This is a genomic window from Klebsiella sp. Shm-1 (assembly GCF_040804525.1).
Lineage (GTDB): Bacteria > Pseudomonadota > Gammaproteobacteria > Enterobacterales > Enterobacteriaceae > Klebsiella > Klebsiella pneumoniae.
Map to the genome: position 1 here is coordinate 943,331 of NZ_CP161823.1, position 25,990 is coordinate 969,320.

Annotated in this window: 30 protein-coding genes, 3 tRNA genes and 1 riboswitch; of the genes, 26 read left to right on the forward strand and 7 right to left on the reverse strand. The window is 61.4% G+C overall.

Annotation, left to right across the window (positions count from 1 at the left end):
- Positions 1-30: 30 nt before the first annotated feature.
- From pocR to cobT, 20 genes are all read left to right on the forward strand, one after another.
- The gene (pocR, locus tag AB1E37_RS04670; protein WP_004181164.1) at positions 31-942 is read left to right on the forward strand and encodes a regulatory protein PocR; all 912 of its coding nucleotides are present in this window, start codon (positions 31-33) and stop codon (positions 940-942) included.
- A 281-nt stretch (positions 943-1,223) separates the two neighbouring features.
- A riboswitch (cobalamin riboswitch) is annotated at positions 1,224-1,402 on the forward strand.
- A 92-nt stretch (positions 1,403-1,494) separates the two neighbouring features.
- Complete coding sequence (locus tag AB1E37_RS04675; RefSeq protein WP_004185466.1) at positions 1,495-2,871, forward strand: cobyrinate a,c-diamide synthase; 1,377 nt, start codon at positions 1,495-1,497, stop codon at positions 2,869-2,871.
- Positions 2,868-3,827, forward strand: a complete 960-nt coding sequence (gene cbiB, locus AB1E37_RS04680) for an adenosylcobinamide-phosphate synthase CbiB (RefSeq protein WP_004174579.1) — start codon at positions 2,868-2,870, stop codon at positions 3,825-3,827. Before AB1E37_RS04675 ends, cbiB begins: the two co-directional genes overlap by 4 nt.
- Before the next feature lie 10 nt (positions 3,828-3,837).
- On the forward strand, positions 3,838-4,473 hold the full coding sequence (locus tag AB1E37_RS04685) for a cobalt-precorrin-8 methylmutase (protein WP_002915711.1): 636 nt from the start codon (positions 3,838-3,840) through the stop codon (positions 4,471-4,473).
- Entirely contained in the window at positions 4,470-5,609 is a 1,140-nt protein-coding gene (gene cbiD / locus AB1E37_RS04690) for a cobalt-precorrin-5B (C(1))-methyltransferase CbiD (RefSeq protein ID WP_032448068.1), read from the forward strand. The genes AB1E37_RS04685 and cbiD overlap by 4 nt, the downstream gene beginning before the upstream one ends.
- The gene (locus AB1E37_RS04695) at positions 5,603-6,208 is read left to right on the forward strand and encodes a cobalt-precorrin-7 (C(5))-methyltransferase (protein WP_004151092.1); all 606 of its coding nucleotides are present in this window, start codon (positions 5,603-5,605) and stop codon (positions 6,206-6,208) included. The genes cbiD and AB1E37_RS04695 overlap by 7 nt, the downstream gene beginning before the upstream one ends.
- Positions 6,198-6,767, forward strand: a complete 570-nt coding sequence (locus tag AB1E37_RS04700; protein ID WP_002915684.1) for a decarboxylating cobalt-precorrin-6B (C(15))-methyltransferase — start codon at positions 6,198-6,200, stop codon at positions 6,765-6,767. The genes AB1E37_RS04695 and AB1E37_RS04700 overlap by 11 nt, the downstream gene beginning before the upstream one ends.
- Positions 6,760-7,533 carry a cobalt-precorrin-4 methyltransferase gene (locus AB1E37_RS04705; RefSeq protein ID WP_004900267.1) on the forward strand — a complete coding sequence of 258 codons (774 nt, stop codon included), beginning with the start codon at positions 6,760-6,762 and terminating at the stop codon, positions 7,531-7,533. Before AB1E37_RS04700 ends, AB1E37_RS04705 begins: the two co-directional genes overlap by 8 nt.
- Entirely contained in the window at positions 7,514-8,569 is a 1,056-nt protein-coding gene (gene cbiG / locus AB1E37_RS04710) for a cobalt-precorrin 5A hydrolase (RefSeq protein ID WP_004900263.1), read from the forward strand. Before AB1E37_RS04705 ends, cbiG begins: the two co-directional genes overlap by 20 nt.
- On the forward strand, positions 8,569-9,294 hold the full coding sequence (locus tag AB1E37_RS04715; protein WP_004143930.1) for a precorrin-3B C(17)-methyltransferase: 726 nt from the start codon (positions 8,569-8,571) through the stop codon (positions 9,292-9,294). The genes cbiG and AB1E37_RS04715 overlap by 1 nt, the downstream gene beginning before the upstream one ends.
- The gene (locus AB1E37_RS04720; protein WP_004900260.1) at positions 9,291-10,076 is read left to right on the forward strand and encodes a cobalt-precorrin-6A reductase; all 786 of its coding nucleotides are present in this window, start codon (positions 9,291-9,293) and stop codon (positions 10,074-10,076) included. Before AB1E37_RS04715 ends, AB1E37_RS04720 begins: the two co-directional genes overlap by 4 nt.
- 10 nt (positions 10,077-10,086) lie before the next feature.
- Positions 10,087-10,881 (forward strand): sirohydrochlorin cobaltochelatase, encoded by a 795-nt coding sequence (locus tag AB1E37_RS04725; protein ID WP_004900259.1) that lies wholly within the window; start codon positions 10,087-10,089, stop codon positions 10,879-10,881.
- Complete coding sequence (locus tag AB1E37_RS04730) at positions 10,878-11,591, forward strand: cobalt-factor II C(20)-methyltransferase (protein WP_004900258.1); 714 nt, start codon at positions 10,878-10,880, stop codon at positions 11,589-11,591. Before AB1E37_RS04725 ends, AB1E37_RS04730 begins: the two co-directional genes overlap by 4 nt.
- Positions 11,588-12,325, forward strand: coding sequence for a cobalt ECF transporter S component CbiM (gene cbiM / locus AB1E37_RS04735; protein ID WP_004900256.1), 738 nt, complete (start codon positions 11,588-11,590; stop codon positions 12,323-12,325). The genes AB1E37_RS04730 and cbiM overlap by 4 nt, the downstream gene beginning before the upstream one ends.
- A 1-nt stretch (position 12,326) precedes the next feature.
- Positions 12,327-12,608 (forward strand): energy-coupling factor ABC transporter substrate-binding protein, encoded by a 282-nt coding sequence (locus AB1E37_RS04740; RefSeq protein WP_002915619.1) that lies wholly within the window; start codon positions 12,327-12,329, stop codon positions 12,606-12,608.
- Positions 12,595-13,272 (forward strand): energy-coupling factor ABC transporter transmembrane protein, encoded by a 678-nt coding sequence (locus tag AB1E37_RS04745; RefSeq protein ID WP_004143925.1) that lies wholly within the window; start codon positions 12,595-12,597, stop codon positions 13,270-13,272. The genes AB1E37_RS04740 and AB1E37_RS04745 overlap by 14 nt, the downstream gene beginning before the upstream one ends.
- Positions 13,273-13,280: 8 nt before the next feature.
- Complete coding sequence (locus AB1E37_RS04750; RefSeq protein ID WP_032448067.1) at positions 13,281-14,105, forward strand: energy-coupling factor ABC transporter ATP-binding protein; 825 nt, start codon at positions 13,281-13,283, stop codon at positions 14,103-14,105.
- Entirely contained in the window at positions 14,102-15,625 is a 1,524-nt protein-coding gene (locus tag AB1E37_RS04755; RefSeq protein ID WP_032415487.1) for a cobyric acid synthase, read from the forward strand. Before AB1E37_RS04750 ends, AB1E37_RS04755 begins: the two co-directional genes overlap by 4 nt.
- Complete coding sequence (gene cobU, locus AB1E37_RS04760) at positions 15,619-16,164, forward strand: bifunctional adenosylcobinamide kinase/adenosylcobinamide-phosphate guanylyltransferase (RefSeq protein ID WP_032448066.1); 546 nt, start codon at positions 15,619-15,621, stop codon at positions 16,162-16,164. Before AB1E37_RS04755 ends, cobU begins: the two co-directional genes overlap by 7 nt.
- 43 nt (positions 16,165-16,207) lie before the next feature.
- Entirely contained in the window at positions 16,208-17,263 is a 1,056-nt protein-coding gene (gene cobT, locus AB1E37_RS04765; RefSeq protein WP_004143920.1) for a nicotinate-nucleotide--dimethylbenzimidazole phosphoribosyltransferase, read from the forward strand.
- A 95-nt stretch (positions 17,264-17,358) separates the two neighbouring features.
- On the opposite strand, the gene AB1E37_RS04770 is transcribed toward cobT, so the two are convergent.
- The 3 genes from AB1E37_RS04770 to AB1E37_RS04780 all read right to left on the reverse strand — a co-directional run bounded on the left by AB1E37_RS04770 (position 17,359) and on the right by AB1E37_RS04780 (position 17,654).
- Positions 17,359-17,435: transfer RNA gene (locus tag AB1E37_RS04770), tRNA-Met, on the reverse strand.
- Between the two features lie 32 nt (positions 17,436-17,467).
- Positions 17,468-17,544, reverse strand: a tRNA-Met gene (locus tag AB1E37_RS04775).
- 33 nt (positions 17,545-17,577) lie between these two features.
- Positions 17,578-17,654 (reverse strand) — tRNA-Met (locus AB1E37_RS04780).
- 210 nt (positions 17,655-17,864) lie between these two features.
- Between AB1E37_RS04780 and mltA the strand changes: the two genes are divergently transcribed.
- Both mltA and tcdA read left to right on the forward strand, forming a co-directional pair.
- Positions 17,865-18,962, forward strand: a complete 1,098-nt coding sequence (gene mltA, locus AB1E37_RS04785; RefSeq protein WP_002915579.1) for a murein transglycosylase A — start codon at positions 17,865-17,867, stop codon at positions 18,960-18,962.
- Between the two features lie 87 nt (positions 18,963-19,049).
- Entirely contained in the window at positions 19,050-19,871 is an 822-nt protein-coding gene (gene tcdA, locus AB1E37_RS04790; protein WP_002915577.1) for a tRNA cyclic N6-threonylcarbamoyladenosine(37) synthase TcdA, read from the forward strand.
- Positions 19,872-19,913: 42 nt separating this feature from the next.
- Here tcdA and csdE read toward each other — a convergent pair whose 3' ends face one another.
- Both csdE and csdA read right to left on the reverse strand, forming a co-directional pair.
- The gene (gene csdE, locus AB1E37_RS04795; protein ID WP_367777020.1) at positions 19,914-20,345 is read right to left on the reverse strand and encodes a cysteine desulfurase sulfur acceptor subunit CsdE; all 432 of its coding nucleotides are present in this window, start codon (positions 20,343-20,345) and stop codon (positions 19,914-19,916) included.
- The gene (gene csdA / locus AB1E37_RS04800) at positions 20,345-21,550 is read right to left on the reverse strand and encodes a cysteine desulfurase CsdA (protein WP_021470081.1); all 1,206 of its coding nucleotides are present in this window, start codon (positions 21,548-21,550) and stop codon (positions 20,345-20,347) included. Before csdA ends, csdE begins: the two co-directional genes overlap by 1 nt.
- A gap of 197 nt (positions 21,551-21,747) precedes the next feature.
- Here csdA and AB1E37_RS04805 point away from each other — a divergent pair, with 197 nt between their 5' ends.
- The 4 genes from AB1E37_RS04805 to rlmM all read left to right on the forward strand — a co-directional run bounded on the left by AB1E37_RS04805 (position 21,748) and on the right by rlmM (position 24,749).
- Positions 21,748-21,972, forward strand: a complete 225-nt coding sequence (locus AB1E37_RS04805) for a YgdI/YgdR family lipoprotein (RefSeq protein ID WP_002915549.1) — start codon at positions 21,748-21,750, stop codon at positions 21,970-21,972.
- 351 nt (positions 21,973-22,323) lie between these two features.
- The gene (gene gcvA, locus AB1E37_RS04810; RefSeq protein WP_002915545.1) at positions 22,324-23,241 is read left to right on the forward strand and encodes a glycine cleavage system transcriptional regulator GcvA; all 918 of its coding nucleotides are present in this window, start codon (positions 22,324-22,326) and stop codon (positions 23,239-23,241) included.
- Between the two features lie 19 nt (positions 23,242-23,260).
- Positions 23,261-23,656 carry a DUF423 domain-containing protein gene (locus AB1E37_RS04815; protein ID WP_002915543.1) on the forward strand — a complete coding sequence of 132 codons (396 nt, stop codon included), beginning with the start codon at positions 23,261-23,263 and terminating at the stop codon, positions 23,654-23,656.
- Positions 23,649-24,749: a 23S rRNA (cytidine(2498)-2'-O)-methyltransferase RlmM gene (gene rlmM, locus AB1E37_RS04820; RefSeq protein WP_002915541.1), complete on the forward strand. Its 1,101-nt coding sequence runs from the start codon at positions 23,649-23,651 to the stop codon at positions 24,747-24,749. The genes AB1E37_RS04815 and rlmM overlap by 8 nt, the downstream gene beginning before the upstream one ends.
- 48 nt (positions 24,750-24,797) lie before the next feature.
- Here the strand turns inward: rlmM and fucR are convergent, their stop codons facing one another.
- Positions 24,798-25,508 (reverse strand): L-fucose operon activator, encoded by a 711-nt coding sequence (gene fucR / locus AB1E37_RS04825; protein ID WP_004142883.1) that lies wholly within the window; start codon positions 25,506-25,508, stop codon positions 24,798-24,800.
- A gap of 58 nt (positions 25,509-25,566) precedes the next feature.
- Positions 25,567-25,989 carry an L-fucose mutarotase gene (fucU, locus tag AB1E37_RS04830; protein WP_002915538.1) on the reverse strand — a complete coding sequence of 141 codons (423 nt, stop codon included), beginning with the start codon at positions 25,987-25,989 and terminating at the stop codon, positions 25,567-25,569.
- Between the last annotated feature and the right edge of the window lies 1 nt (position 25,990).

Here is a 25,990-nt window from a genome sequence, read left to right on the forward strand (position 1 = left end):
ATAACAAAAAATTAACTGAGGGGTTTTATCATGATTTCTGCGAGTACCTTGAACTCAGAACTCATCAATAAAATCGCACAGGATTTTGCGCAAGCCACCAGTCTGGCGGTTGTGGTCGTCAATATTCACGGTGATGAGATTTCTGAATTGTTTAATTTCACGCCGTTTTGCCAGCTGATGCGTCAGCACCCGGAGCACAGCGGACGCTGTCGCATGAGCGACCGCTGCGGCGGGCTGGAAGCCTCGAAAAAAGACCAGCTGTGTATCTACCGCTGTCATGCGGGGTTAACCGATTTTTCCATCCCGCTGGTGATCGCCGGCCACCTGGTCGGTTTCGTGCTGTGCGGGCAGGTGCGTCTGAGCAATGATGTTGAACTGGTTGATATCTTGAACGTCGATGACCGCTGGCAGGACGATCCGGCGCTGGTCCAGGCGTTTCGCGATGTGCCGGAGATGGACTATTCGCGGGTTATCGCTTCGGCGGATCTGCTGAAGCTGATCGTCGAGAATTGCCTGAAAAAACAGCTCAACTTTGTGGTTATCAAAGATAACCCGTCGCAGAACGACCCGGCGCAGGCCAGCCGGGCGCCCTCGCCGCACGATGGCAAAATGAAGAAGGCGCTGCGCTATATCGACGCGCATCTCTCCGATGAGCTGCGTCTGGAGGATGTGGCGGCGCATGTCTATCTCAGCCCGTACTACTTCAGCAAACTGTTTAAAAAGTATCAGGGGATCGGTTTTAACGCCTGGGTCAATCAGCAACGGATGGCGAGCGCAAAAGAGCTGCTATGCCACAGCGACTGGAGCATCGCCAGCATCGCGCGGAATTTAGGTTTTTCGCAAACCAGCTATTTTTGCAAAGTGTTTCGCCAGACCTATCAGGTAACGCCGCAGGCATTTCGTCAGCAAATTAATGCCGGATCACAAACTGAGTCTTTTTAAATGACAATATTTTGCTATTGCCGATTTTTGATATCCCCGAGTATCTTCATCAATATAAAATGAAAAAAACGACAGTAGAGCAATAAATTGTCATAGCGCAACAAAATAGTGATATTCGAGGGATAAACTACACCAGTTTTTATTTTTGTGATGAGATAGAGTGTCCGTTAATACGAGACAGCTGATTATCACAACACCGCTTTCCTTCACTGACGTCATTGTGACGAGTGATGAAACGGTAAAAGAAAACATAAAGTAATACCCGTCGATGCAGGGCGCATCGGCGAAACAAACCGACAGGTTCGACACCAGTTTGGTGTCAGGGAAGGGGGTGTAAATCCCCCGCAGCCCCCGCTGCTGTGATGCTGACGACCCCGCAAAAACCACTGATCGAAAGATTGGGAAGGGCGGGCGAGAACGAGGCTAAGCCAGAAGACCTGCCTGCCGGTAACTGACCAACAACTTCGGTGGGAAGTGGGTGGCTTAGCGGTGCGTGGTCGCAGGACCAGGCATGCGCGTAGCTATACCCTGACCGCCAGAACAGGACAGGGTATGGCAACCAGGCGTGCGTTCATTCTTGCGGGTACCGGCAGCGGTTGTGGCAAAACCACCGTTACGCTCGGCCTGCTCAGCTTGCTCCAACAACGCGGTATGCGGGTGCAACCCTGTAAAGTAGGGCCTGACTACCTGGATACCGCCTGGCACACCGCCATCAGCGGCATCGCTTCCCGCAATCTCGACAGCTTTATGCTTCCCGCCCCGATACTCAACGCGCTGTTTACCGAACAGCTACAGCAGGCCGACATCGCGGTTATCGAAGGGGTGATGGGCCTGTATGACGGCTACGGCACCGACCCTAACTACTGCAGCAGCGCGGCAATGGCTAAGCAGCTTGGCTGCCCGGTGATTTTGCTGGTCGATGGCAAAGCGGTGTCGACCTCCATCGCCGCCACGGTGATGGGTTTTCAACATTTTGATCCGGCTCTCGACATCGCTGGCGTTATCGTCAATCGGGTCAACAGCGACGCGCACTTCCAGCTGCTGAAAAGCGCCATTGAGCGCTACTGTCGGGTGCCAGTGCTCGGCTATGTGCCGCGCGTGGAAGGCGTGGCGCTGCCCGAACGACATCTGGGACTGGTGACCGCCCGCGAGTCGGTGGTCAATCAGCAGGCATGGCGGGATTTTGCCAGCCTGCTGGGGCGCACCCTCGACATAGACCGGCTGCTGGCCCTCAGCGAACTGGCCGCCATGCCGATCGGCGAGTGGGGAGAACAGCTTGCCGCCGATGCCGGCGAAGGACTGACGTTGGCCCTCGCCGACGATGAGGCCTTCAATTTTTATTACCCCGATAACCTGGCGCTGCTGGCGCGCTGCGGCGTGAAGATGGTGCGCTTTAGCCCACTGCGCGATCGCCAGCTGCCGGCCTGCCAGATGATCTGGCTCGGCGGCGGCTATCCGGAGCTGCATGCGGCCGGGCTATCCGCTAACCACGAGATGCTGACACAGCTTCGCGCGGCGCACCGGCGCGGGGTGGCGATCTACGCCGAGTGCGGCGGCCTGATGTATCTGGGCACGACCCTGGAAGTCACCAGCGGCGAGCGCTACACGATGGCGGATATTATTCCCGGACACAGCCGAATGGGGACGCGTCTGACCCGGTTCGGCTACTGCGAAGCGCAGGCGCAGCAGCAGACGCTGCTGGCAGCCCCTGGCGAGTGGCTGCGCGGCCATGAATTTCATTACTCCGATTTTTCTCCCGCCACCCCCGCCGTACTGGCCTGCCGTAAACAGCGAGACGGTAAGACGCTCCAGCAGTGGCAGGGAGGATGGCAGTCCGGCAGCGCCTTTGCCAGCTATCTCCATGTCCATTTTGCCCAGCGTCCCACCATGCTCAACCACTGGTTGCGGGCAGCAAGGAGGGCGCTATGACCCTTCTCGCCTGGTGTGTAGCCTGGATACTTGATGTCGTCATTGGCGATCCGCCGCACTGGCCGCATCCGGTGCGCTGGATAGGTCGCCTGATCGCCGTCAGCCAGCGTGTAGTGCGACGCGTCTGCCATAGCGACCGGGCGCTGCGCATCGGCGGCGGGGTGATGTGGCTGGTGGTGATCGGCCTGACATGGGGCGTTGCCTGGGGCGTACTGGCGCTGGCGCACGGGATCCACCCCTGGCTTGGATGGCTGGTGGAAGTGTGGATGATCTTCACCGCGCTGGCGGGACGCTGTCTGGCACAGTCGGCGATGGCGGTGGCCCGGCCGCTGCAGGCCGGAGATCTCGCCGAAAGCCGGCATAAGCTCTCCTGGATTGTCGGGCGCGATACCTTCCAGCTCCAGCCAGCGCAGATCAACCGTGCGGTGGTGGAGACCGTGGCGGAGAACACGGTGGATGGCATTATCGCGCCGCTCTTTTTCCTGCTCCTCGGCGGCGCGCCGCTGGCCATGGCCTATAAAGCGGTCAACACCCTCGATTCCATGGTCGGCTATAAACACGAAAAATACCGGGCGATCGGCATGGTCAGCGCTCGTCTTGATGATGTAGCCAACTTCCTTCCCGCCCGGCTGAGCTGGCTGTTGCTCAGCCTTGCCGCGGTGCTATGCCGGGAAGATGGCGCCCGGGCGCTGCGTACGGGCTGGCGCGATCGCTATCAGCACAGCAGTCCTAACTGCGCCTGGCCGGAAGCGACCGTCGCCGGCGCGCTGGGGATCCGCCTTGGCGGCCCGAACGATTACTTCGGCCAGCGCGTTGAAAAGCCCTGGATAGGCGACGCCGTCCGCGACATCGCGGTGGACGATATTTCCCGAACCATTCGATTAATGTGGGTGGCGTCAAGCCTGGCGCTGGCGCTGTTTATCGGCGTGCGCTACTGGCTGGTCGGCGCGGCCTGAGGAGAACCTGATGCAGTACATCCAACAACCGCAGGCGATCGAGGCGAAAAGCTTCGACATCATCAGCGAGATCATCGCCGAAACGCGACCGGACTACCGTTTCGCCAGCCCGCTGCACGAGGCGATTATCAAGCGGGTGATCCACACCACCGCGGACTTCGACTGGCTGGATATTCTGTGGTTTTCTCCGGATGCCCTGATCGCGCTGAGTGAGGCCTTGAGCCGGCCCTGCACGCTGTATACCGATACCACCATGGCGCTGTCCGGGATCAACAAAACCCTGCTGGCCCGCTTTGGCGGCGAATGCCGCTGCTATATCAGCGACCCGCGGGTGGTGCGCGAGGCGCAAAGCCGGGGGATGACCCGCTCGATGGCGGCGGTGGATATTGCGGTGCAGGAGCCCGGGGAGAAAGTGTTCGTCTTCGGCAATGCGCCAACCGCGCTGTTTCGCCTGCTGGAACATCGCGAGACCGCCATCGGCGGCGTGGTGGGGGTGCCGGTCGGGTTCGTCGGCGCGGCGGAGTCGAAAGCGGCGCTCAGCGAGAGCGGCCTGCCGGCCATCGCCGCGCTCGGCCGCAAAGGGGGAAGCAACGTGGCGGCAGCGATTGTGAACGCTCTGCTTTACCACCTGCGGGAGGCGCAATGAGCGATCAGACCTTTGACGCCCCGGTGTGGCATCACGGCAAAGCGCTGCGCAAGGGCTACACCACCGGCTCCTGCGCCACAGCGGCGGCAAAAGTGGCGGCGCTGATGGTGATGCGCCAGCATATGATTCATCAGGTCTCGATCGTCACCCCCTCCGGCGTCACCCTGTGCCTGAACGTTGAGTCCCCGCACGTCGAAGGGCAGCAGGCGGTCGCCGCGATCCGTAAAGACGGCGGCGATGATGTCGACGCCACCCACGGCATGCTGATTTTTGCCCGGGTCACCCTCAATGACAGCGGAGAGATTAGCCTGCAGGGCGGGGAGGGTATCGGCACGGTGACCCGCAAAGGGATCGGCCTGCCGACAGGCAGCCCGGCGATAAACCGCACTCCGCGGCACACCATCGAGACCGCCGTGCGCGAAGCGATAGGTCCTACCCGCGGCGCGCAGGTGGAGATTTTTGCTCCGGAAGGCGCGCTTCGCGCGCAAAAAACCTATAACGCCCGGCTGGGGATCCTCGGCGGGATCTCGATTATCGGCACCACGGGGATCGTTACCCCGATGTCGGAAGAGAGCTGGAAGCGCTCGCTCTCCCTCGAACTGGAGATAAAACGCGCCGCCGGGCTGGAGCGCGTGGTGCTGGTGCCGGGCAACCACGGTGAGCGCTTTGTCCGCGAGCAGATGGGCATCGACCCGCAGATGGTGGTCACCATGAGCAACTTCGTCGGCTACATGATTGAAGAGGCGGTTCGGCTCGGTTTCCGCCAGATTGTGCTCATTGGCCATCCCGGCAAACTGATCAAAATCGCCGCCGGGATCTTTCATACCCACAGCCATATCGCCGATGCGCGGATGGAAACTCTCGTCGCTCATCTGGCGCTGCTTGGCGCGCCGCTGCCGCTGCTGACGCTGGTCAGCGAGTGCGACACTACCGAAGCGGCAATGGAGCATATCGACGCCTGGGGATACCAGCGCCTCTATAACCATCTGGCTGAGCGAATCTGCCAGCGTGTTCTTGAGATGCTGCGCTTCACTCAGCAACCGCCCACCTGCGACGCGGTTCTGTTTTCTTTTGATAACCAGGTACTGGGCAGCAGCCGTCCGCTGGAGGCGATTGCCCGGGAGCTGACATGTTGACGGTCGTGGGAATGGGCCCGGCGGGGCTGCAGTGGCTGATCCCGGCCGCGCGCGAGGCAATCGCCGCCGCTGAGGCGCTGGTGGGCGGCAGCCGCCATCTCCAGCAGTTTCCCGACTTCGCCGGCGAGCGCTTCGCGCTGGGGGCCGATATGCCGGCGCTGCTGGCGTGGATTGAGGCCCATACCGGGCGCCGCGTCGTGGTGCTGGCCTCTGGCGACCCGCTGTTCTATGGCATTGGCACCCGGCTGATTGCCCATTTTGGCCGGGAACGAGTGCAGGTGATCCCCGGCATCAGCGCGGTGCAGTACCTCTGCGCCCGGGCGGGCATCGACATGAACGATATGTGGCTGACCAGCAGCCATGGCCGGGCGGTGAGCTTCGATGCTCTGGCCGCCCACCGGAAAGTCGCCATGGTGACCGACGGCCGCTGCGGACCGCGGGAGATAGCCGCCCAGCTGATGGCCCGCGGCAAAGGCCATCGCTGGATGGTGATAGGCGAGAATCTGGCGATGGAAAACGAGCGGATCCACTGGCTGCCGGTCAGCGCCGTGGAGGACGAATATGAGATGAATGCGGTGGTGATCCTCGATGAAAGATGAGCTGTTTTTGCGCGGCGCCCAGGTGCCGATGACCAAAGAGGCCGTGCGCGCGCTGGCGCTGGCGAAGCTGGAGCTGCACCGGGCGCGCCATCTGATTGATATCGGCGCGGGCACCGGCAGCGTCAGCATTGAGGCTGCTCTACAGAACCCGGCGCTGCGGGTGACGGCGATTGAGCGTCAGGCCGACGCGCTGCGCCTGCTGGCGGAGAACCGGCAGCGCTTTGGCTGCGACAACATCGCTATCGTGGCGGGCGTTGCGCCGCTGGCGGTCGCCGACAAAGCCGACGCGATCTTTATGGGGGGCAGCGGCGGCCACCTGACGGCGCTGATCGACTGGTCGCTGGCGCAGCTGCATCCCGGCGGCCGGCTGGTGATGACTTTTATTTTGCAGGAAAACCTTCATAGCGCCCTGGCGCACCTGCGGCAGAGCGGCATCCACGAGGTGGACTGCCAGCAGCTGGCGGTCTCCACCCTGGCTACCCTGGGCAGCGGCCACTACTTCAAACCCCATAATCCCGTTTTTGTCATCGCCTGTCAGAAGGAAGAAAACCATGGCTGAGACTTTTGATCCCCATTGCGTGTGGTTCGTCGGCGCCGGTCCGGGCGATCGCGAACTGATTACTCTCAAAGGCTACCGTCTGCTACAGCAGGCGCGGGTAGTGATCTACGCCGGGTCGCTGATCAACACCGAGCTACTGGCCTACTGTCCGCCACAGGCGGAGTGCCACGACAGCGCCGCGCTGCATCTGGAGCAGATACTCGACCTGATGGAGGCGGGGGTGAAGGCGGGAAAAACGGTGGTGCGTCTGCAGACGGGCGACGTCTCGCTATATGGCTCGGTGCGCGAGCAGGGCGAAGAGCTGACCCGCCGCGGGATCCGCTGGCAGGTGGTGCCGGGCGTCAGCGCTTTCCTCGGCGCGGCGGCGGAGCTGGGGGTGGAGTACACGGTACCCGAAGTCTCGCAGAGTCTGATTATTACCCGTCTGGAAGGGCGCACGCCGGTTCCCGCGCGCGAACAGCTGGAAGCCTTTGCCAGCCATCAAACCTCGATGGCGATTTACCTGTCGGTGCAACGTATTCACCGGGTGGCGGAGCGGCTGGTGGAGGGCGGCTACCCCGCGACCACCCCGGTCGCGGTGATCTACAAGGCCACCTGGCCGGAAAGCCAGACCGTCCGCGGTACCCTCGCGGACATCGGCGACAAAGTACGCGACGCCGGGATCCGCAAAACGGCGCTGATCCTGGTCGGCCCCTTCCTCGGCGATGAGTATCACTACTCAAAACTGTACGCAGCGGATTTTAGCCATGAATACCGTAAAGCCTGAATCCATTGCCCTGTTTTGCCTGACGCCCGGCGGCGTGCGGCTGGCAAAACGGCTGGCGGCCATGCTGCCGCTTACCTGTTACACCAGCGAAGCGCTGCAGGAAGAGGGGTTTATCCCCTTCAACGGCGGCTTTGCCAGCGCTGCCCGCGAGGCGTTCAGCAGCTTCTCGGCGCTGATTTTTATCGGCGCCACCGGGATTGCCGTGCGGGTGCTGGCCCCGCTGGTGAATGACAAGCTCAGCGACCCGGCGGTGGTGGTGATTGATGAGCGCGCCCGGCACGTCATCAGCTTGCTCTCCGGCCATGCCGGGGGGGCCAATGCGCTGACCCGCTATCTCGCCGGGATGCTCGACGCCGACCCGGTGATCACCACCGCCACCGACGTCAACGAGCTGGCCGCCCTCGACACGCTGGCCTTCCAGCTGAACGCCCGGATGACCGATTTTCGCGCGGCGGTGAAAACCGTTAACCAGATGCTGGTGAGCGGTAAGCGGGTGGGGCTGTGGTGCGACGGCGAATTTACCGGGGCGCTAAGCCGCTGCGACCAGCGCGGGTTTATCCCGGTAAGCGACCTGGCGCGCTTGCCGGCGCTCGACGCCCTGATCTGCGTCACCCTGCGCCGGTCGCTGCCGCCGCTGCCGGTGCCTCACTGGAAGCTGGTGCCCCAGCGGGTGGTGGCGGGGATCGGCTGTCGGCGCGACACCCCCTGCGCGCTGCTCAGTACGTTGCTGGATCGCCAGCTTGCCGCTCAGCGTCTTGACCCGCTGGCGCTGAAAGCGATCGGCAGCGTGAGCCTGAAGGCAAACGAGCCGGGGTTGCGCCAGCTGGCTCACCGCTGCCGGGTGCCGTTCGAAACCTTCAGCGCCGAGGCGCTGCGCGAGCACGAGCACCGCTTTCCGGCCTCGTCTTTTGTCCGGGAGACGGTCGGCGTCGGCAGCGTCTCCGGCCCGGTGGCCTGGCTGCTGAGTCAGGGAAACCTGTCCGGCGAAACCCTGCGTGAGCAGGGCGTGACCATTACTTTGGGAGTAACACACTGATGTTAAGCGTAATCGGAATTGGCCCTGGCTCGCAGGCGATGATGACCATGGAAGCCGTGGAGGCCCTGCAGGCGGCAGAGATCGTGGTGGGCTACAAGACCTACACCCACCTGGTAAAAGCCTTTACCGGCGACAAGCAGGTGATCAAAACCGGCATGTGCAAAGAGATTGAGCGCTGCCAGGCGGCCATCGAGCTGGCGCAGGCCGGGCACAACGTTGCGCTGATCAGCAGCGGCGACGCCGGCATCTACGGCATGGCGGGGCTGGTGCTGGAGCTGGTTAATAAGCAGCAGCTGGACATTGAGGTCCGTCTGATCCCAGGGATGACGGCCAGTATCGCCGCCGCCTCGCTGCTCGGCGCGCCGCTGATGCATGATTTCTGCCATATCAGCCTTAGCGATCTGCTGACGCCCTGGCCGGTGATTGAAAAACGCATAGTCGCCGCCGGGGAAGCGGACTTTGTTATCTGTTTCTACAACCCTCGCAGCCGCGGCCGCGAAGGACATCTGGCGCGCGCCTTTGCGCTGCTGGCGGCCAGTAAAAGCGCAGATACGCCGGTCGGCGTAGTCAAATCCGCCGGACGCAAAAAGCAGGAGAAATGGCTGACCACCCTCGGGGAGATGGATTTTGCCCCAGTGGATATGACCAGTCTGGTGATCGTTGGCAACAAAGCGACTTACATCGACAACGGCCTGATGATCACCCCGCGAGGCTACGCGCTGTGAATCACGGCGACGTGCTGGTTATCGGGGGCACCAGCGATGCGCGGGCGATCTGCCAGCAGCTGGACGCCGCCGACGTGCGCTACACCCTGTCGGTGGCGACCCCTACCGGCGAGCGGCTGGCCGGCGATATCCGCGGGCAGATACGCTGCGGGCGTATGGAGTGGCAGCAGATGGCGGAGTGGCTCAGAGCGCAGCGCACCCGCTGGGTGATCGATGCCTCTCACCCCTACGCCGAGGTGGTCAGCCAGAATATTGTGCGCGCCTGCGCCAGCGTCGGGGTTCTGCTCAGCCGCTATCAAAGGCCGGAGCAGCTGAGCGATCTGCGCCATCCGCTACTTCACGTGGTCGGCGATCTGAACGAGGCCTGCGCGGTGGCTCGTCGCCTCGGCGAGCGGATCCTGCTGACCACCGGCAGCAAAGATCTGGCGGCCTGGCGGGCGGGACTGGCGGAGAAAACGCTGCTCGCCCGGGTGCTGCCGGTGCCGGAGGTGGTTCAGCACTGTAGCGATCAGGGGTTTGGCGTCGGGGAGATCTTCGCCCTCTGCGGGCCGTTCAGCGCCGAATTTAACGCCGCCTTTTATCGCCAGTGCCGGGCCGATGTTGTGGTGACGAAAGCCTCGGGGGCGGAAGGAGGCTATCAGGAAAAAGTACAACCCTGTCTTGATGCGGGGATCCCCTGCATCGTCATTACCCGTCCGGCGCCGCTGGTGACGGGTGATGAACTACTGCAAAGCCAGGCCGATTTCACTGCGCGGCTGACGCGCTGGCTGTCGGCGACTTGAGGAAGAGGATATGAAAAAAGCACTTTTGGTGGTGAGCTTTGGCACCAGCTATCACGACACCCGCGAGAAGAACATCGCCGCCTGCGAGCGCGATCTGGCCGCCAGCTGCCCGGATCGCACGCTGTTCCGCGCCTTCACCTCGGGGATGATTATTCGCAAACTGCAGCAGCGCGATGGTATTCATATCGATACTCCGCTGCAGGCTCTGCAACAGCTGGCCGAGCAGGGATACCAGGATGTGGCGATCCAGTCCCTGCACATTATCAACGGCGACGAGTACGAGAAGATCGTTCGCGAAGTGCAGAGCATGCGCCCGCGCTTTCAGCGTCTGACGCTGGGCGCGCCGCTGTTGAGCGGTCATGGCGATTACGTGCAGCTGATGCAGGCCCTGCGCCAGCAGATGCCGCCGCTGGCGGCGACGGAGCGAGTGGTGTTTATGGGGCACGGCGCCAGCCACCACGCCTTCGCGGCCTACGCCTGTCTGGATCATATGATGGCGGTGCAGGGTTTTCCGGCGCGGGTGGGGGCGGTGGAAAGCTATCCCGAAGTGGACATCGTCATTAACGAACTCTCCCGCCAGGGCGTGACCGGCGTGCATCTGATGCCGCTGATGCTGGTGGCCGGCGATCATGCCATTAATGATATGGCCTCCGACGAAGACGATTCGTGGAAAACCCGCTTCAATGCCGCCGGTATCCCCGCCACGCCGTGGCTTAACGGGTTAGGGGAGAATCCGGCGGTGCGGGCGATGTTTGTCGCCCATCTGCAGCAGGCGCTGAACGACACGATGGAGAAAGCAGCATGAGCGGCAAACTATACGCCCTGAGCAGCGGGCCGGGGGCGGCCGATCTGATCACCGTGCGTGCGGCGCGGATCCTCGGCCAGCTGGATGTGCTGTATGCGCCAGCCGGCCGCAAAGGCGGCGACAGCCTGGCGCTCTCCATCGTACGCGAGTACCTGGGCGCACACACGGAGGTCCGCTGCTGCCATTTTCCGATGAGCGCCGACAGCGCGGAAAAAGAGGCGGTGTGGAACGACGTTGCCGCGGCGCTGGCCCAGGAGGTGGCGGCGGGCAGGCAGGTCGGGTTTATCACCCTCGGCGACGCCATGTTGTTCAGCACCTGGGTCTTTCTGCTGCAGCGGATTGGCTGCCCGGAGTGGCTGGAGATTGTCCCTGGCGTTACCTCCTTCGCCGCCATTGCCGCGCGGGCGAAAACCCCGCTGGCCATGGAGCAGCAGTCGCTGGCGGTCATCTCCTGCACCGCGCCGGAAGCGGACATTGCCGCGGCGCTGCGCCAGCATGACAGTCTGGTGCTGATGAAAGTCTACGGCCGCTTCGCCCGCATTAAGGCGCTGCTGGCGCAGGCGGGGCTGCTGGATGCGGCGCTGATGATGTCAGAGGCCACCCTGTCGGGCGAGCAGTGCTGGCGCCGTCTGCGCGAGGTCAGCGATGACCAGCCGCTGCCCTATTTCTCGACCATCCTGGTTAACAAACAGTGGGAGGAGGCGGAATGAATCAGGTGAAATCGCTGAAGCAGCTTTCGTATGGGGGGCTGGCGGCCGCTGTTCTGCTGATCATCGTCCCGCAGGAGGCGTTCGCCATGCATATCATGGAGGGCTTTTTGCCGCCGATGTGGGCGCTGGCGTGGTGGTTGCTGTTTTTACCCTGCCTGTGGTACGGCCTGGTGCGCCTGCGGCGTATCGTCCAGGAAGAGAGCAATCAGAAGGTGCTGCTGGCCCTCTGCGGGGCGTTTATTTTTGTTCTTTCGGCGCTGAAGATCCCGTCGGTGACCGGCAGCTGCTCGCATCCGACCGGCGTCGGTCTGGCGGTGATCCTCTTCGGGCCGGGCGTGGTGGCGGTGCTGGGGGCGATCGTTCTGCTGTTCCAGGCGCTGCTGCTGGCGCATGGCGGCCTGACCACCCTTGGCGCCAACGGGATGTCGATGGCGGTGATCGGCCCGATGGTCGGCTATCTGGTGTGGAAGCTGGCCTGTCGGGCGGGGATCCGTCGCGATGTCGGGGTCTTTCTTTGCGCCATGCTGGCGGATCTGATGACCTACTTTGTCACCTCCGTCCAGCTCGGGGTGGCCTTTCCCGATCCGACAACCGGGGCAGGCGGATCGATCGCCAAGTTTATGGGCATCTTCTGCCTGACGCAGATCCCGATAGCCATCGCGGAAGGCTTGCTCACCGTGATGATCTACGATCAGCTAACCAAACGGCGACTGATCGCCGCGGAGGGACATTAATATGAAAAAGACCCTGATCCTGTTGGCGATGGTGGCCGCCCTGATGATCCTGCCATTTTTTATTAACCACGGCGGCGAGTTTGGCGGCTCGGACGGCGAAGCGGAGAGCCAGATCCAGGTGGTGGCGCCGGATTATCAACCCTGGTTCCAGCCGCTATATGAACCGGCGAGCGGCGAGATTGAGAGTCTGCTGTTTACCCTGCAGGGCTCGCTTGGCGCGGCGGTGATTTTTTACATTCTCGGATATGCGAGGGGCAGACAGCGCCGTGATGACCGGGTTTGACCGACTCAGCTACCAGAGCCGCTGGCTGCAGGTGGCGCCAGAGCGTAAGTTTCTGCTCTGGCTACTGCTGATGGCGCTGGCCTTTACGCTGCCGGCGTGGGGCCAGGCGCTGACGCTGGCGCTGACCGCCGCGCTGACCTGCTGGCTGCTGCGGGTCTCATTCTGGCGCTGGTGCCGCTGGATGGCGCTACCCTTTGGCTTTTTGCTGGTCGGCGTGCTGACCATTGTGTTCAGCGTTAGCCGCGACCCGCAGATGCTGTTAGCCAGCATACGACTGGGCGCTTTCTCGATAGGGATTTCCGCTCCGGGGCTGGCCGTGGCCGGGGAGACCTTCTGGCGCAGCCTGGCAGCGATGGCGGCCACGCTCTGGCTGGTGCTTAATCTGCCTTTCCCACAGCTGATTATCTTGCTCAAGCGCGGTCGCGTACCGCGGCTGTTGACGGAGCAGATCCTGCTGACCTGGCGCTTCATTTTTATTCTGTTGGACGAGGCGATGGCGATTCACCGCGCGCAAACCCTGCGTTTTGGCTATGGTAGCGTGCCGCAGGGCTATCGCTCGCTGGCGATGCTGGTGGGACTGCTGTTCACCCGCGTCCTCCTGCGCTATCAGCAGATGAGCACGGCGCTGGATATCAAATTGTACCAGGGTGATTTTCACCTCTAAGGATAAGTATGCTTGCCACAACCGATCTCTGGTTTCGCTATCAGGATGAGCCGGTACTTAAAGGGCTGACGCTGGATTTTTCCCGCCATGCGGTGACCGGCCTGGTGGGGGCCAACGGCTGCGGAAAGTCGACGCTGTTTATGAACCTGAGCGGCCTGCTGCGCCCGCAGCAGGGGGCGGTGCTGTGGCAGGGAGAGGCGCTGAATTACAGCAAGCGCGGTCTGCTGGCGCTGCGCCAGCAGGTGGCGACGGTGTTTCAGGATCCGGATCAGCAAATATTCTATACCGATATCGACAGCGATATCGCTTTTAGTCTGCGTAACCTCGGGGTGGCGGAAGAGGAGATCGCCCGCCGGGTGGATGAGGCGTTGACTCTCGTCGATGCCCAGGGGTTTCGCCAGCAGCCGATCCAGTGCCTCAGCCATGGGCAGAAAAAACGGGTGGCAATCGCCGGGGCGCTGGTGCTGCAGGCGCGCTACCTGCTGCTTGACGAGCCCTCCGCGGGCCTCGATCCACGCGGGCGGGCGCAGATGATCGCCATCATCCGCCGCATTGTCGGGCAGGGGCGGCGGGTGGTGATCTCCAGCCACGATATCGATCTGATCTATGAGGTGAGCGACGCCGTTTACGTGCTGCGTCACGGCGAAGTACTGGCCGCGGGGGATCCCGGCGAGGTATTTGCCTGCGCGGAGACGATGGACAGGGCGGGATTGACGCAGCCGTGGCTGGTGAAACTTCATAGCGAACTGGGGCTGCCGCTGTGTAAAACCGAGGCGGAGTTTTTTCAGCGGATGCACAACAACGCGATAGGCGCGATAAAGGAGGCGTCATGACGCTGGCAGTGATGTTGCAGGGCACGGCTTCCGACGTGGGGAAAAGCGTGCTGGTGGCGGGACTGTGCCGCATTTTTCATCAGGATGGGCTGCGTACCGCGCCGTTTAAATCACAGAATATGGCGCTGAACTCCGGCATTACGCCGGATGGCAAAGAGATGGGCCGGGCGCAGATTTTCCAGGCCGAAGCGGCCGGGATTGCGCCGGATGTCCGCATGAATCCGATTTTGCTCAAGCCCACCAGCGACCGTCAGGCGCAGGTGGTGCTGATGGGGCAGGTGGCGACCAGCATGGATGCGGTGAGCTATCACCAGTACAAGCCGCGCCTGCGCGAGCAGATCCTCGCGGTCTACCAGAGCCTGGCCGGAGAGTATGAGGCGCTGGTGCTGGAAGGCGCCGGCAGTCCGGCGGAGATTAACCTGCGCGACCGCGATATCGTCAATATGGGCATGGCCGAGATGGCGCAATGCCCGGTGATCCTGGTGGCCGATATCGACCGCGGCGGGGTGTTTGCCGCGATTTACGGCACGCTGGCGCTGCTGCAGCCTCAGGAGCGGGCGCGGGTGAAAGGGGTGATCATCAATAAATTCCGCGGCGATGTGGCGCTCCTGCGCTCCGGGATAGAGCAGATCGAGGCGTTGACCGGGGTGCCGGTGCTGGGCGTTATGCCATGGCTTGACGTGGATCTCGAGGATGAGGACGGCGTCGCGCTGCAGGCCGGGAAATACCATCGCACCGACCGGCGCGATATCGACATCGCCGTGGTTCACCTGCCGCATATCGCCAATTTTACCGACTTTAACGCCCTGGCGGCACAGCCAGACGTCCGGGTGCGCTATGTCCGCGATCCGCAGGCGCTGGCCGACGCCGACCTGGTCATTCTTCCGGGCAGTAAAAATACCCTCGGCGATCTGTGCTGGCTGCGCGAGAGCGGCATGGCGCACGCGGTCGAGCAGGCCCGGCAGCGCAAGGTGCCGCTGCTGGGGATCTGCGGCGGCTATCAGATGCTGGGCGAAACCATTATCGATGAGGTGGAGTCTGGCCTTGGCGCCCAGCCCGGGCTGGGGGTGCTGAAGACCGTGACCCACTTCGCCCAGCACAAAACCACCACCCAGGTGCAGGCGACCCTGGGGTCTGCGCTCCCGGATTGGTTAGCCGACGCGGCGGGGCTGCGCGTCAGTGGCTATGAAATTCATATGGGCGAGACGCGCCGCGAGGCAGGCTGCCCGCCGCTGCTGCAGTTGCATAAAGCGGGGCAGGCAGTGGACGACGGGGCGATAAGCGACGACGGCCTGGCGTTCGGCACCTATCTCCATGGCCTGTTCGACAGCGATGCCTTTACCCGGGCGCTGCTCAACGGCCTGCGCCAGCGCAAAGGGCTGGCGCCGCTGGACAGCGCCCTGGAGTATGCCCGCTATAAAACCCGGCAGTTTGATCGGCTGGCCAAGGCCATGCGCGAACATATCGCCATCGATAAAATTTACGCCATCATGCGCCAACATCAGGAGCCCCTATGCTGACTCTGGTTACCGGCGGCGCGCGCAGCGGCAAAAGTCGCCATGCCGAGGCGCTGATTGCCGATGCGCCGCAGGTGTTATATATCGCCACCTCGCAAATCTTTGACGACGAGATGGCCGCAAGGATCCAGCATCATCGCGACGGCAGGCCCGCCCACTGGCGCACCGCCGAGCGCTGGCAGCAGCTTGATGAACTGATCACCCCGGCTATCGCCCCAGCGGAGGCGATTTTGCTGGAATGCATCACCACCATGGTCACCAACCTGCTGTTCGCGCTCGGCGGCGACAGCGACCCCGACGGCTGGGATTACGCCGCCATGGAACGGGCTATTGATGACGAAATTGGCGTGCTGATTGCCGCCTGTCAGCGCTGTCCGGCGCACGTCGTGCTGGTGACCAACGAGGTGGGGATGGGCATTGTGCCGGAGAACCGCCTGGCGCGGCATTTTCGCGATATTGCCGGGCGGGTCAATCAGCGCCTGGGGGCCGCGGCGGATGCGGTCTGGCTGGTGGTCTCCGGCATCGGCGTCAAAATCAAATAACTCAATCGCTGGCTGACCGGGCCAGCCCTGGCAGGGATTCTGTATGCAAAATTTAAACACGGTTCTGCGGGCGATCCCCGCGCCGGACGCCGACGCCATGGCGCGGGCACAGCAACACATCGACGGCTTACTCAAGCCCCCCGGCAGCCTCGGGCGTCTGGAGGCGCTGGCGGTGCAGCTGGCGGGAATGCCCGGCCTGGGCGGCCAGCCGCAGGTGGCGAAAAAGGCCTTGCTGGTGATGTGCGCCGACCATGGAGTGTGGGACGAAGGGGTGGCGATTTCGCCGAAGGCGGTCACCGCCATCCAGGCGGCAAATATGACCCGCGGCACCACCGGCGTCTGCGTGCTCGCCGCCCAGGCCGGGGCGAAAGTGCATGTAATTGATGTCGGTATCGATAGCGAACCGCTCCCCGGCGTGGTGAATATGCGGGTGGCGCGGGGCTGCGGCAATATTGCCCGCGGTCCGGCGATGAGCCGTGAGCAGGGGCAGGAGCTGTTGCTGGAGGTGATGCGCTACACCCGCGCGCTGGCCCAGGAGGGCGTTACCCTGTTTGGCGTCGGCGAACTGGGGATGGCCAATACCACGCCGGCGGCAGCGATCGTCAGCGTCCTGACCGGCAGCGATGCGCAGGAGGTGGTCGGGATTGGCGCCAATCTGCCGCTGGCGAAGGTTGGCAACAAGGTTGAGGTGGTGCGGCGGGCTATCGCCGTCAATCAGCCCGACCCGAATGATGGCCTCGACGTACTGAGCAAAGTCGGTGGTTTCGATCTGCTGGGGATGACCGGTGTCATGCTGGGGGCGGCGTCCTGTGGGCTGCCGGTGGTGCTGGATGGCTTTCTCTCCTACGCGGCGGCGCTGGCGGCGTGTCAGATAGCGCCGGAGGTGAAACCGTATCTGATCCCGTCCCACTATTCGGCGGAGAAGGGGGCGCGTATCGCGCTGGCGCACCTGGGCCTCGAACCGTATCTCAATATGGGCATGCGTCTGGGAGAAGGCAGCGGCGCGGCGCTGGCGATGCCGATCGTCGAGGCGGCCTGCGCGATGTACCATCGCATGGGCATGCTGGCGGCAAGCAATATTGTGTTACCGAAGGGGTAAGCAGGAGATGGGGGCGGCAATGGCCGTTCCCGTTTTCGGCAGAGGTTTTGCTGGCGGCAGAAACAAAAAAACACCCTTGAGGGTGTTTGTAATGTTGGTTGCGGGGGCCGGATTTGAACCGACGACCTTCGGGTTATGAGCCCGACGAGCTACCAGGCTGCTCCACCCCGCGTCACCGTACTGCTTCACTTTGTCAAATTTGATTGGTTGCGGGGGCCGGATTTGAACCGACGACCTTCGGGTTATGAGCCCGACGAGCTACCAGGCTGCTCCACCCCGCGTCACCGTACTGCTTTACTTCATCAAATTTTAATTGGTTGCGGGGGCCGGATTTGAACCGACGACCTTCGGGTTATGAGCCCGACGAGCTACCAGGCTGCTCCACCCCGCGTCCGTGGAAGCGCACTATACTCCGCTAGCGAGATGATGCAACCTTTTTTCGACCAAATCGACATTTTTGTAAGAATTGGCTTATAAAACGCCACGTTGTGGTGTTTTTTTACACAAATCTGTGCCATCGATGAGATCGCGCATTTCAATAGCTCCGGCGCTTTGTTATCTTCAACACGCACTAAGGCTTCGCAGCAAAAGATGAGACACCATGAAAGGACGTTGGGCAAAATATGTAGCGACGGGGGCAATGCTGGCCATGCTCGCCGCCTGTTCCTCAAAACCGACCGACCGCGGTCAGCAATATAGCGATGGCAAGTTCACCCAGCCGTTTTCACTGGTAAACCAGCCGGATGCCGTCGGGGCGCCGATCAACGCCGGCGACTTCTCCGAGCAGGTTAATCAAATTCGTAACGCCTCGCCACGCCTCTATAATAGCCAGAGCAACGTCTATAACGCGCTGCAGGAGTGGCTGCGCGCCGGCGGCGACACCCGTACGCTGCGCCAGTTTGGCATCGACGCCTGGCAGATGCAGGGCGTCGACAACTATGGCAACGTCCAGTTTACCGGCTACTACACGCCGGTGGTGCAGGCGCGCCACACCCGTCAGGGCGAATTCCAGTACCCCATTTACCGTATGCCGCCAAAGCGCGGTAAGCTGCCGTCCCGCGCCAGCATCTATGCCGGCGCGCTGAGCGATAACTATGTGCTGGCGTATAGCAACTCGTTGATGGATAACTTCATCATGGACGTGCAGGGCAGCGGCTATATCGACTTTGGCGATGGTTCGCCGCTCAACTTCTTTAGCTATGCCGGGAAAAACGGCTGGCCCTATCGCAGCATCGGCAAAGTGCTAATCGACCGCGGGGAAGTGAAGAAAGAAGATATGTCGATGCAGGCGATCCGCGAGTGGGGTGAGAAGCACAGCGAAGCGGAAGTGCGTGAGCTGCTGGAGCAGAACCCGTCGTTCGTGTTCTTTAAACCGCAGTCTTTCGCGCCGGTGAAAGGGGCCAGCGCTGTGCCGCTGATCGGCCGCGCCTCGGTGGCCTCCGACCGGTCGATTATTCCGCCAGGAACCACCTTGCTGGCCGAGGTGCCTCTGCTGGATAATAACGGCAAGTTTAACGGCCAGTACGAACTGCGCCTGATGGTCGCCCTCGACGTCGGCGGGGCCATCAAAGGTCAGCATTTCGACATCTATCAGGGCATTGGGCCTGACGCGGGCCACCGTGCCGGCTGGTATAACCACTACGGCCGCGTATGGGTGCTGAAAAACGCCCCGGGCGCGGGGAATGTTTTTAGCGGCTAACCCCCCTGGCCGTGCCTGTTGACCAGGGCGCCCGGATGACGCCGCTTGCGGCGGCCTCCGGGCGCTGTCATTTTGTTCTGAGGTTCTATGTCTGTTGTAATCAGCGATGCCTGGCGCCAGCGTTTTGGCGGTACGGCACGTTTATATGGTGAAAAAGCGCTGCAATGTTTTGCCGACGCCCACGTCTGCGTGGTCGGGATCGGCGGGGTCGGCTCCTGGGCGGCGGAAGCGCTGGCGCGGACCGGCATCGGGGCGATCACCCTTATCGATATGGACGATGTCTGCGTCACCAACACCAATCGTCAGATCCACGCCCTCAGCGGCAACGTCGGGCTGGCGAAAGCGGAGGTGATGGCGGAGCGTATTCGTCTCATCAACCCGGAGTGTCGGGTGACGGTGGTGGATGATTTCGTGACCCCGGAAAACGTGGCGGAATATCTTGGCGTCGGCTTTAGCTATGTTATCGACGCTATCGATAGCGTCCGGCCGAAAGCGGCGCTTATCGCCTGGTGTCGCCGCTACAAGGTGCCGCTGGTGACTACCGGCGGGGCGGGCGGTCAGATTGACCCAACGCAGATCCAGGTCGCGGACCTGGCGAAGACCATCCAGGATCCGCTGGCGGCCAAACTGCGCGAGCGGCTGAAAAGCCAGTTTGGGGTGGTGAAAAACAGCAAAGGTAAGCTCGGTGTAGACTGCGTCTTCTCTACGGAAGCGCTGGTCTACCCGCAGGCGGACGGCAGCGTCTGCGCAATGAAGAGCACGGCGGAAGGGCCGAAGCGGATGGACTGCGCTTCCGGCTTTGGCGCGGCGACGATGGTGACCGCGACCTTCGGGTTCGTCGCGGTGTCGCATGCCCTGAAGAAGATGCTGGCGAAAGCGCAGCGTGACGCTGCGGCTTCCGGAAAGTAGTTTGCCCACCGGGCGCGGCGGCGGGAAAGCGAAATCGGGAGATTACCTTTCGCGGGCGGCGGCGAGCACCGCCTCGCTCAGGGCGCTGAGGCCCTGGCTGCGCGAGGCGCTGAGCTGGCCGCGCAGCCCCAGCTCGTTGAACAGCGCCAGCGGATCCTGCGCCAGGATCCCGGCGCGGGTTTTTCCTTCCACGGCGGTTAAAAGTACCGCCAGCAGACCGCGCACAATCCTTCCTTCGCTGTCGCCAAAGAAGTGCAGCCTGCCCTCGGCGTCCTCCTCATAGCCCAGCCAGACGCGGTTCTCACACCCGGCAATCTCATGGGCCTGCGCTTTGCGCTCGTCGGTCAGCGTCGGCAGCTTTTTGCCCAATAAAATCAGCTGACGGTATTTATCCTCCCACTGGTTCAGCGGGGCGAAGATCTGGCGCAGCGTAGCGTCGGTAATGGTTGTGCCGAAGGGGTGCAGAGTTGTCATTAATCCACCAGAATTTCCAGGGCGCGATCCACCGCGTGGACCAGCGCCGCAACATCGTCTTGGGTATTGTAGGGGGCGAAAGAGGCCCGCAGGGTGCCGCTGACCCCTAAGGCCGCCAGCAGCGGCTGGGCGCAGTGTTGTCCGGCGCGCAGGGCAATGCCGGACTCCGCCAGCAGCGTCACCAGATCGCTGTGATGAATACCCTCAAATTCAAAGGCCAGCAGGCTTGACTGCTGGCAGCGGAAAGAGCGGAAGCCCGGCCGTTTCGCCAGTTCCTCTTCCGCCAGGCTCGCCAGACTGCGGCTCCAGTTTTCCGCCTGGCCGATATCGCTCTGCGCCAGCCACTCCAGCGCGGCGCTGAGGCCGATAACCCCGGCGACATTCGGCGTACCGGCCTCGAGGCCATAGGGGGCCGGCTGCGGCGTAAAGCCGTCAAAGCTGACCTCGGCGATCATTTTCCCGCCGCCGAGCCAGGGCGACATCGCTGCCAGCAGCTCGCTTTTGCCGTACAGGGCGCCGATCCCGGTCGGGCCATACAGCTTATGGCCGGAAAAGGCGTAAAAATCGATATCCAGCGCCTGCACGTCAGCGGGGAAATGCACCGCCCCCTGGGCGCCATCGACCATCACCACCATCCCGGCGGCGTGAGCAAGGCGGATAGCCTGCGCCAGGTCCGGGCAGCCGCCGGTGACGTTGGACATCTGACCGATGGCCAGCACCCGGCTGCGCGGGGTAATCAGCGCGCTGAGGCTGGCGATATCCGGCAGACGGTCGGCGCCAAGCGGCAGTTTGACCACTCTGGCGCCGGTCTGCCCGGCCACCATCAGCCAGGGCACGAGGTTGGCATGATGCTCGGCTTCGCTAACGATAATTTCATCGCCAGGCTGCAGGCGCGGCCGGACGTAGCTCTGCGCCACCATATTGATGGCCTCGGTGGTCCCCCGCGTCCAGACGATATCTTTGCCGGAAGGGGCGTTAAGCCACGCCGCCACGCGATCGCGGGCCGCCTCGTAGCGCTCGGTCAGCCGCTGGGCGGCGGCGAACTGGCTGCGATGGACATTGCCGGCGCTCAGGCGATAAAACTGGTCGCTGGCGTCGATCACCGCCAGCGGTTTGAGCGCTGTCGCCGCGCTGTCGAGATAGACGCCGGCATCGGCCAGAGACGGAAACTGCGCGCGAAAGTGCGCCGGGTTGAATGCGTTCATGGAATTCCTCGTATCAATACCGCGATCGTCGCGCAATTTGCCGGGCGTGACAAGGTCTCTGCGTCCTGTGGAATTGTCCGAATGTGACTCCACGTCGGTCAAAGAGGGTTATGCTGAAAAGTGTTGGGTTTGTGTTTTAACCTATTACTTAACGAGTTACGAATAGTATAAATAGCCGTAAGGAGAGAAGAATGAAAATGACTAAGGCCGCTGCGATTATCTCTGCCTGTATGCTGACTTTAGGCCTGAGCGCCTGTTCCTCTAACTATGTGATGCATACCAACGATGGGCGGACCATCGTTACCGACGGGAAACCGCAAACCGATAATGACACTGGCATGATCTCGTATAAAGACGCGTGGGGCAACAAACAGCAGATCAATCGCTCTGACGTGAAACAACTGGGTGAACTGGACGAGTAAGGCAGTAAAAAGGCAAAAAAAAGCACCGCGCGTTGCGGTGCTACATTAAATCACTATGGACAGACAGGGTAAATGTACAGGAAGTGAAAAGGGGTAGCTTTGCTACCAGGGTCTGCAAAAACAGACCAATTGCAAACACAACAACACAACATCACAACCGTAAGCCAAAAGCTTGATGGAACACGCATTCCAAAAAAAGCTTCTCGTTCCGGCTCAGGAAGTGCCGCCACTATAGGTATTTGCTGGTAGAACCTCAACGGACAATTTATAATGGCTCAGATAAAAAAAACTAATAGGTTAATCATTGTTTCCTATTTGTTAAATTGAGTTAACATCTAAGCCAGAATAACCATGTCGAAGCGATTACCACCTCTGAATGCATTACGTGTTTTTGATGCAGCCGCACGTCATCTCAGCTTCACTCGGGCAGCCGATGAGCTTTTTGTGACGCAGGCCGCAGTCAGCCATCAAATCAAGTCTCTCGAGGATTTTCTGGGCCTTAAGCTGTTCCGTCGGCGCAATCGTTCGCTGCTGTTAACGGAAGAAGGGCAGAGCTATTTTCAGGATATTAAAGAGATTTTTTCGCAACTGACGGAAGCGACGCGTAAACTGCAGGCGCGCAGCGCCAAAGGGGCATTAACGGTCAGTTTATTGCCAAGTTTCGCCATTCAGTGGCTGGTGCCAAGACTAACAAGCTTTAACTCAGCTTATCCGGGAATCGACGTCAGGATCCAGGCGGTGGACCGTCAGGAGGATAAGCTGGCGGACGATGTCGATGTGGCGATTTTTTACGGCCGCGGCAACTGGCCGGGCCTGCGTGTGGAAAAATTGTACGCCGAGTATCTGCTGCCGGTCTGTTCCCCGCTCTTGCTCACCGGCGACAAAGCATTGAAAACGCCTGCCGATCTGGCGCAACATACCCTGCTTCACGATGCGTCCCGCCGCGACTGGCAAACTTATACCCGCCAGCTTGGTCTAAGCCATATTAATGTGCAGCAGGGGCCGATTTTCAGCCATAGCGCGATGGTGCTGCAGGCGGCCATTCACGGGCAGGGCGTGGCGCTGGCCAACAACGTCATGGCGCAGTCCGAAATTGAAGCCGGTCGTCTGGTGTGTCCGTTTAATGATGTTCTGGTCAGTAAGAATGCGTTTTACCTTGTTTGCCATGACAGTCAGGCAGAACTGGGTAAAATAGCCGCTTTCCGGCAGTGGATCCTGGCGAAAGCGGCAAGTGAACAAGAAAAATTCCGCTTTCGTTATGAACAATAATTACTTGTAGGGTAACAACATGACCAGCCGTTTTATGCTGATATTCGCCGCGATTAGCGGCTTTATCTTTGTGGCTCTGGGCGCCTTTGGCGCGCATGTCTTAAGTCAATCGCTCGGCGCGGCGGAGATGGCCTGGATCCATACCGGCCTGGAGTACCAGGCCTTCCATACCCTGGCGATTTTTGGTCTGGCGGTGGCGATGCAGCGTCGGATCAGTATCTGGTTCTACTGGAGCAGCGTATTTCTGGCGTTAGGGACCGTGCTGTTCAGCGGCAGCCTCTATTGTCTGGCGCTCTCTCATTTACGTCTGTGGGCGTTCGTGACCCCGGTGGGCGGCGTAAGCTTCCTCGCCGGTTGGGTTTTAATGTTAATTGGTGCAATTCGTCTGAAACGTAAGGGCGTTGTTCATGAATAAGGTTGTCCTCTATTGTCGCCCTGGGTTTGAGAAAGAGTGCGCAGCAGAAATTACCGATAAGGCAGCCCGCCTTGAGGTGTTTGGTTTTGCCCGGGTCAAAGAAGACTCTGGCTATGTAATTTTTGAAGGTTATCAGCAGGACGACGGCGAGAAGCTGGTGCGCGATCTGCCGTTCAGCTCGCTAATTTTCGCCCGTCAGATGTTTGTGGTCGGCGAACTGCTGCGCGACCTGCCGCCGGAGGATCGCATTACCCCGATCGTCGGCATGCTGCAGGGCGTGGTGGAGAAGGGTGGCGAGCTGCGTGTGGAAGTGGCGGATACCAACGAAAGCAAAGAGCTGATGAAGTTCTGCCGCAAGTTTACGGTGCCGTTACGCGCGGCGCTGCGCGAGGCGGGCGTGCTGACCAACTATGAAACGCCAAAGCGACCGGTGGTGCATGTGTTCTTTATCGCACCCGGCTGCTGCTATACCGGCTACTCATACAGCAACAACAACTCACCGTTCTATATGGGCATTCCGCGGCTGAAGTTTCCGTCCGACGCCCCGAGCCGTTCCACCCTCAAGCTGGAAGAGGCGTTCCACGTCTTTATTCCGGCGGACGAGTGGGACGAGCGTCTGGCGAACGGCATGTATGCCGTCGATCTCGGCGCCTGCCCGGGCGGCTGGACCTATCAGCTGGTGAAGCGCAACATGTGGGTCTCTTCGGTCGATAACGGCCCGATGGCCCAGAGCCTGATGGATACCGGCCAGGTGACCTGGCTGCGCGAAGACGGTTTCCGCTATCGTCCGAACCGCAACAACATCTCGTGGATGGTCTGCGATATGGTGGAGAAACCGGCGAAGGTGGCGGCGCTGATGGCGCAGTGGCTGGTCAACGGCTGGTGCCGGGAGACCATCTTCAACCTCAAGCTGCCGATGAAAAAGCGCTATGAAGAGGTGTCGCAGAATCTGGCCTATATTCAGGCCCAGCTGGACGAGCACGGCGTTAACGCCCAGATCCAGGCGCGTCAGCTGTATCACGATCGTGAAGAGGTGACCGTTCACGTGCGCCGCCTGTGGGCCGCCGTCGGCGGACGTCGCGACGAGCGTTAATCCTTCCCCCTCAGGCCGGAGACGCGTGCGCGTCCTCCGGCCTTCCCCTTAAGGCTGCGGCGCATCCGACACAATATGCGTCACGTCATCCAGATGACCAATCCTCGCCTCGCCGGAGCGGTTGAACTTGCTTTTGTCGATCAGCAGTAGCGACTGCGCCGCCCGCTTAAGCAGGATCGATTTGAAGTCGGCATTGAACGCATTGGAGTCCCACAGCGCGCCCTGCGGGTCGATGCCTTCGCAGGAAAAAATAAACAGATCGATCTCCAGCGATTTCAGCTGGGAAATCAGCGCCGGGTTCACGTAGCAGCCATATTTCCGCTGCAGAGTGCCGCCGGAGCAGGTGAGCGTGATCTGGTCGCGTTTGGCCAGCTCCTGGCAGATGGGCTGGCTGTTGGTAAAGACGTGCAGCGGGCGGTCCGGCAGCTGGCGGGCGAGATACCAGCAGGTGGAGCTGGCATCGAGGGCGATCACCATCCCTTCGTCAATCCAGGCCAGCGCTTCGCGGGCGATGTCGGCTTTATGCGCGTAATGGCTTTTCAGGCGCATGTGGAAAGGATCGCCGCTGTCCTGGCTGCGCTGGTGGATCACTTTGGCCCGGCCGTGGTTACGCAGCACTTTGCCCTGCGCCTGCAGCTCGCTCAGATCGCGGCGAATAGTTTCCCTGCTGACGTTGAGCTGTTTTGACAACGTTTCGGTGGTCAGGCTGCTGTGGGTGATCAGGAGATCGACGATCGCCTGCTGGCGGGCTGCTTTCATTTATTCTCATCCCATCATTGATTGAGCGTCTGCATCAGGCAGACGCTCCGGCATGAGATTACGGCGTGACTCCTTTTTTTAAAAGGATATTTCCGTACTTAGCGCACTCTCCTGTGATAACGATCGCAAAGGCTTTTTGCGCCCGGTCGTAGAAGGCAAAGCGGTCAATCCGCACGATATCCGGGCAGGGGGCCTGCGCCGATAGCGCCTGCCGATAGCGCTGTTCCACCGTCGGGTCGAGCGCATCGCCTTCGACGGCGGCCATCATCACCACCGGCGGCGCATAGCTGTCTAATTCGAACAGCGGGATAATCGCCTGCAGCAGATCGCTGACTCGCAGGCCATCGGCGCGGATCACCTGCGGCCCCATGCTGTGCGCCGGGAAATGGGCATCGGAAAAAATGATTTCATCCCCATGGCCCATTTCGGCCAGCACTTTCAGCAGTTCCGGCGATATCAGCGGGGAAATGGTTTTGAGCATC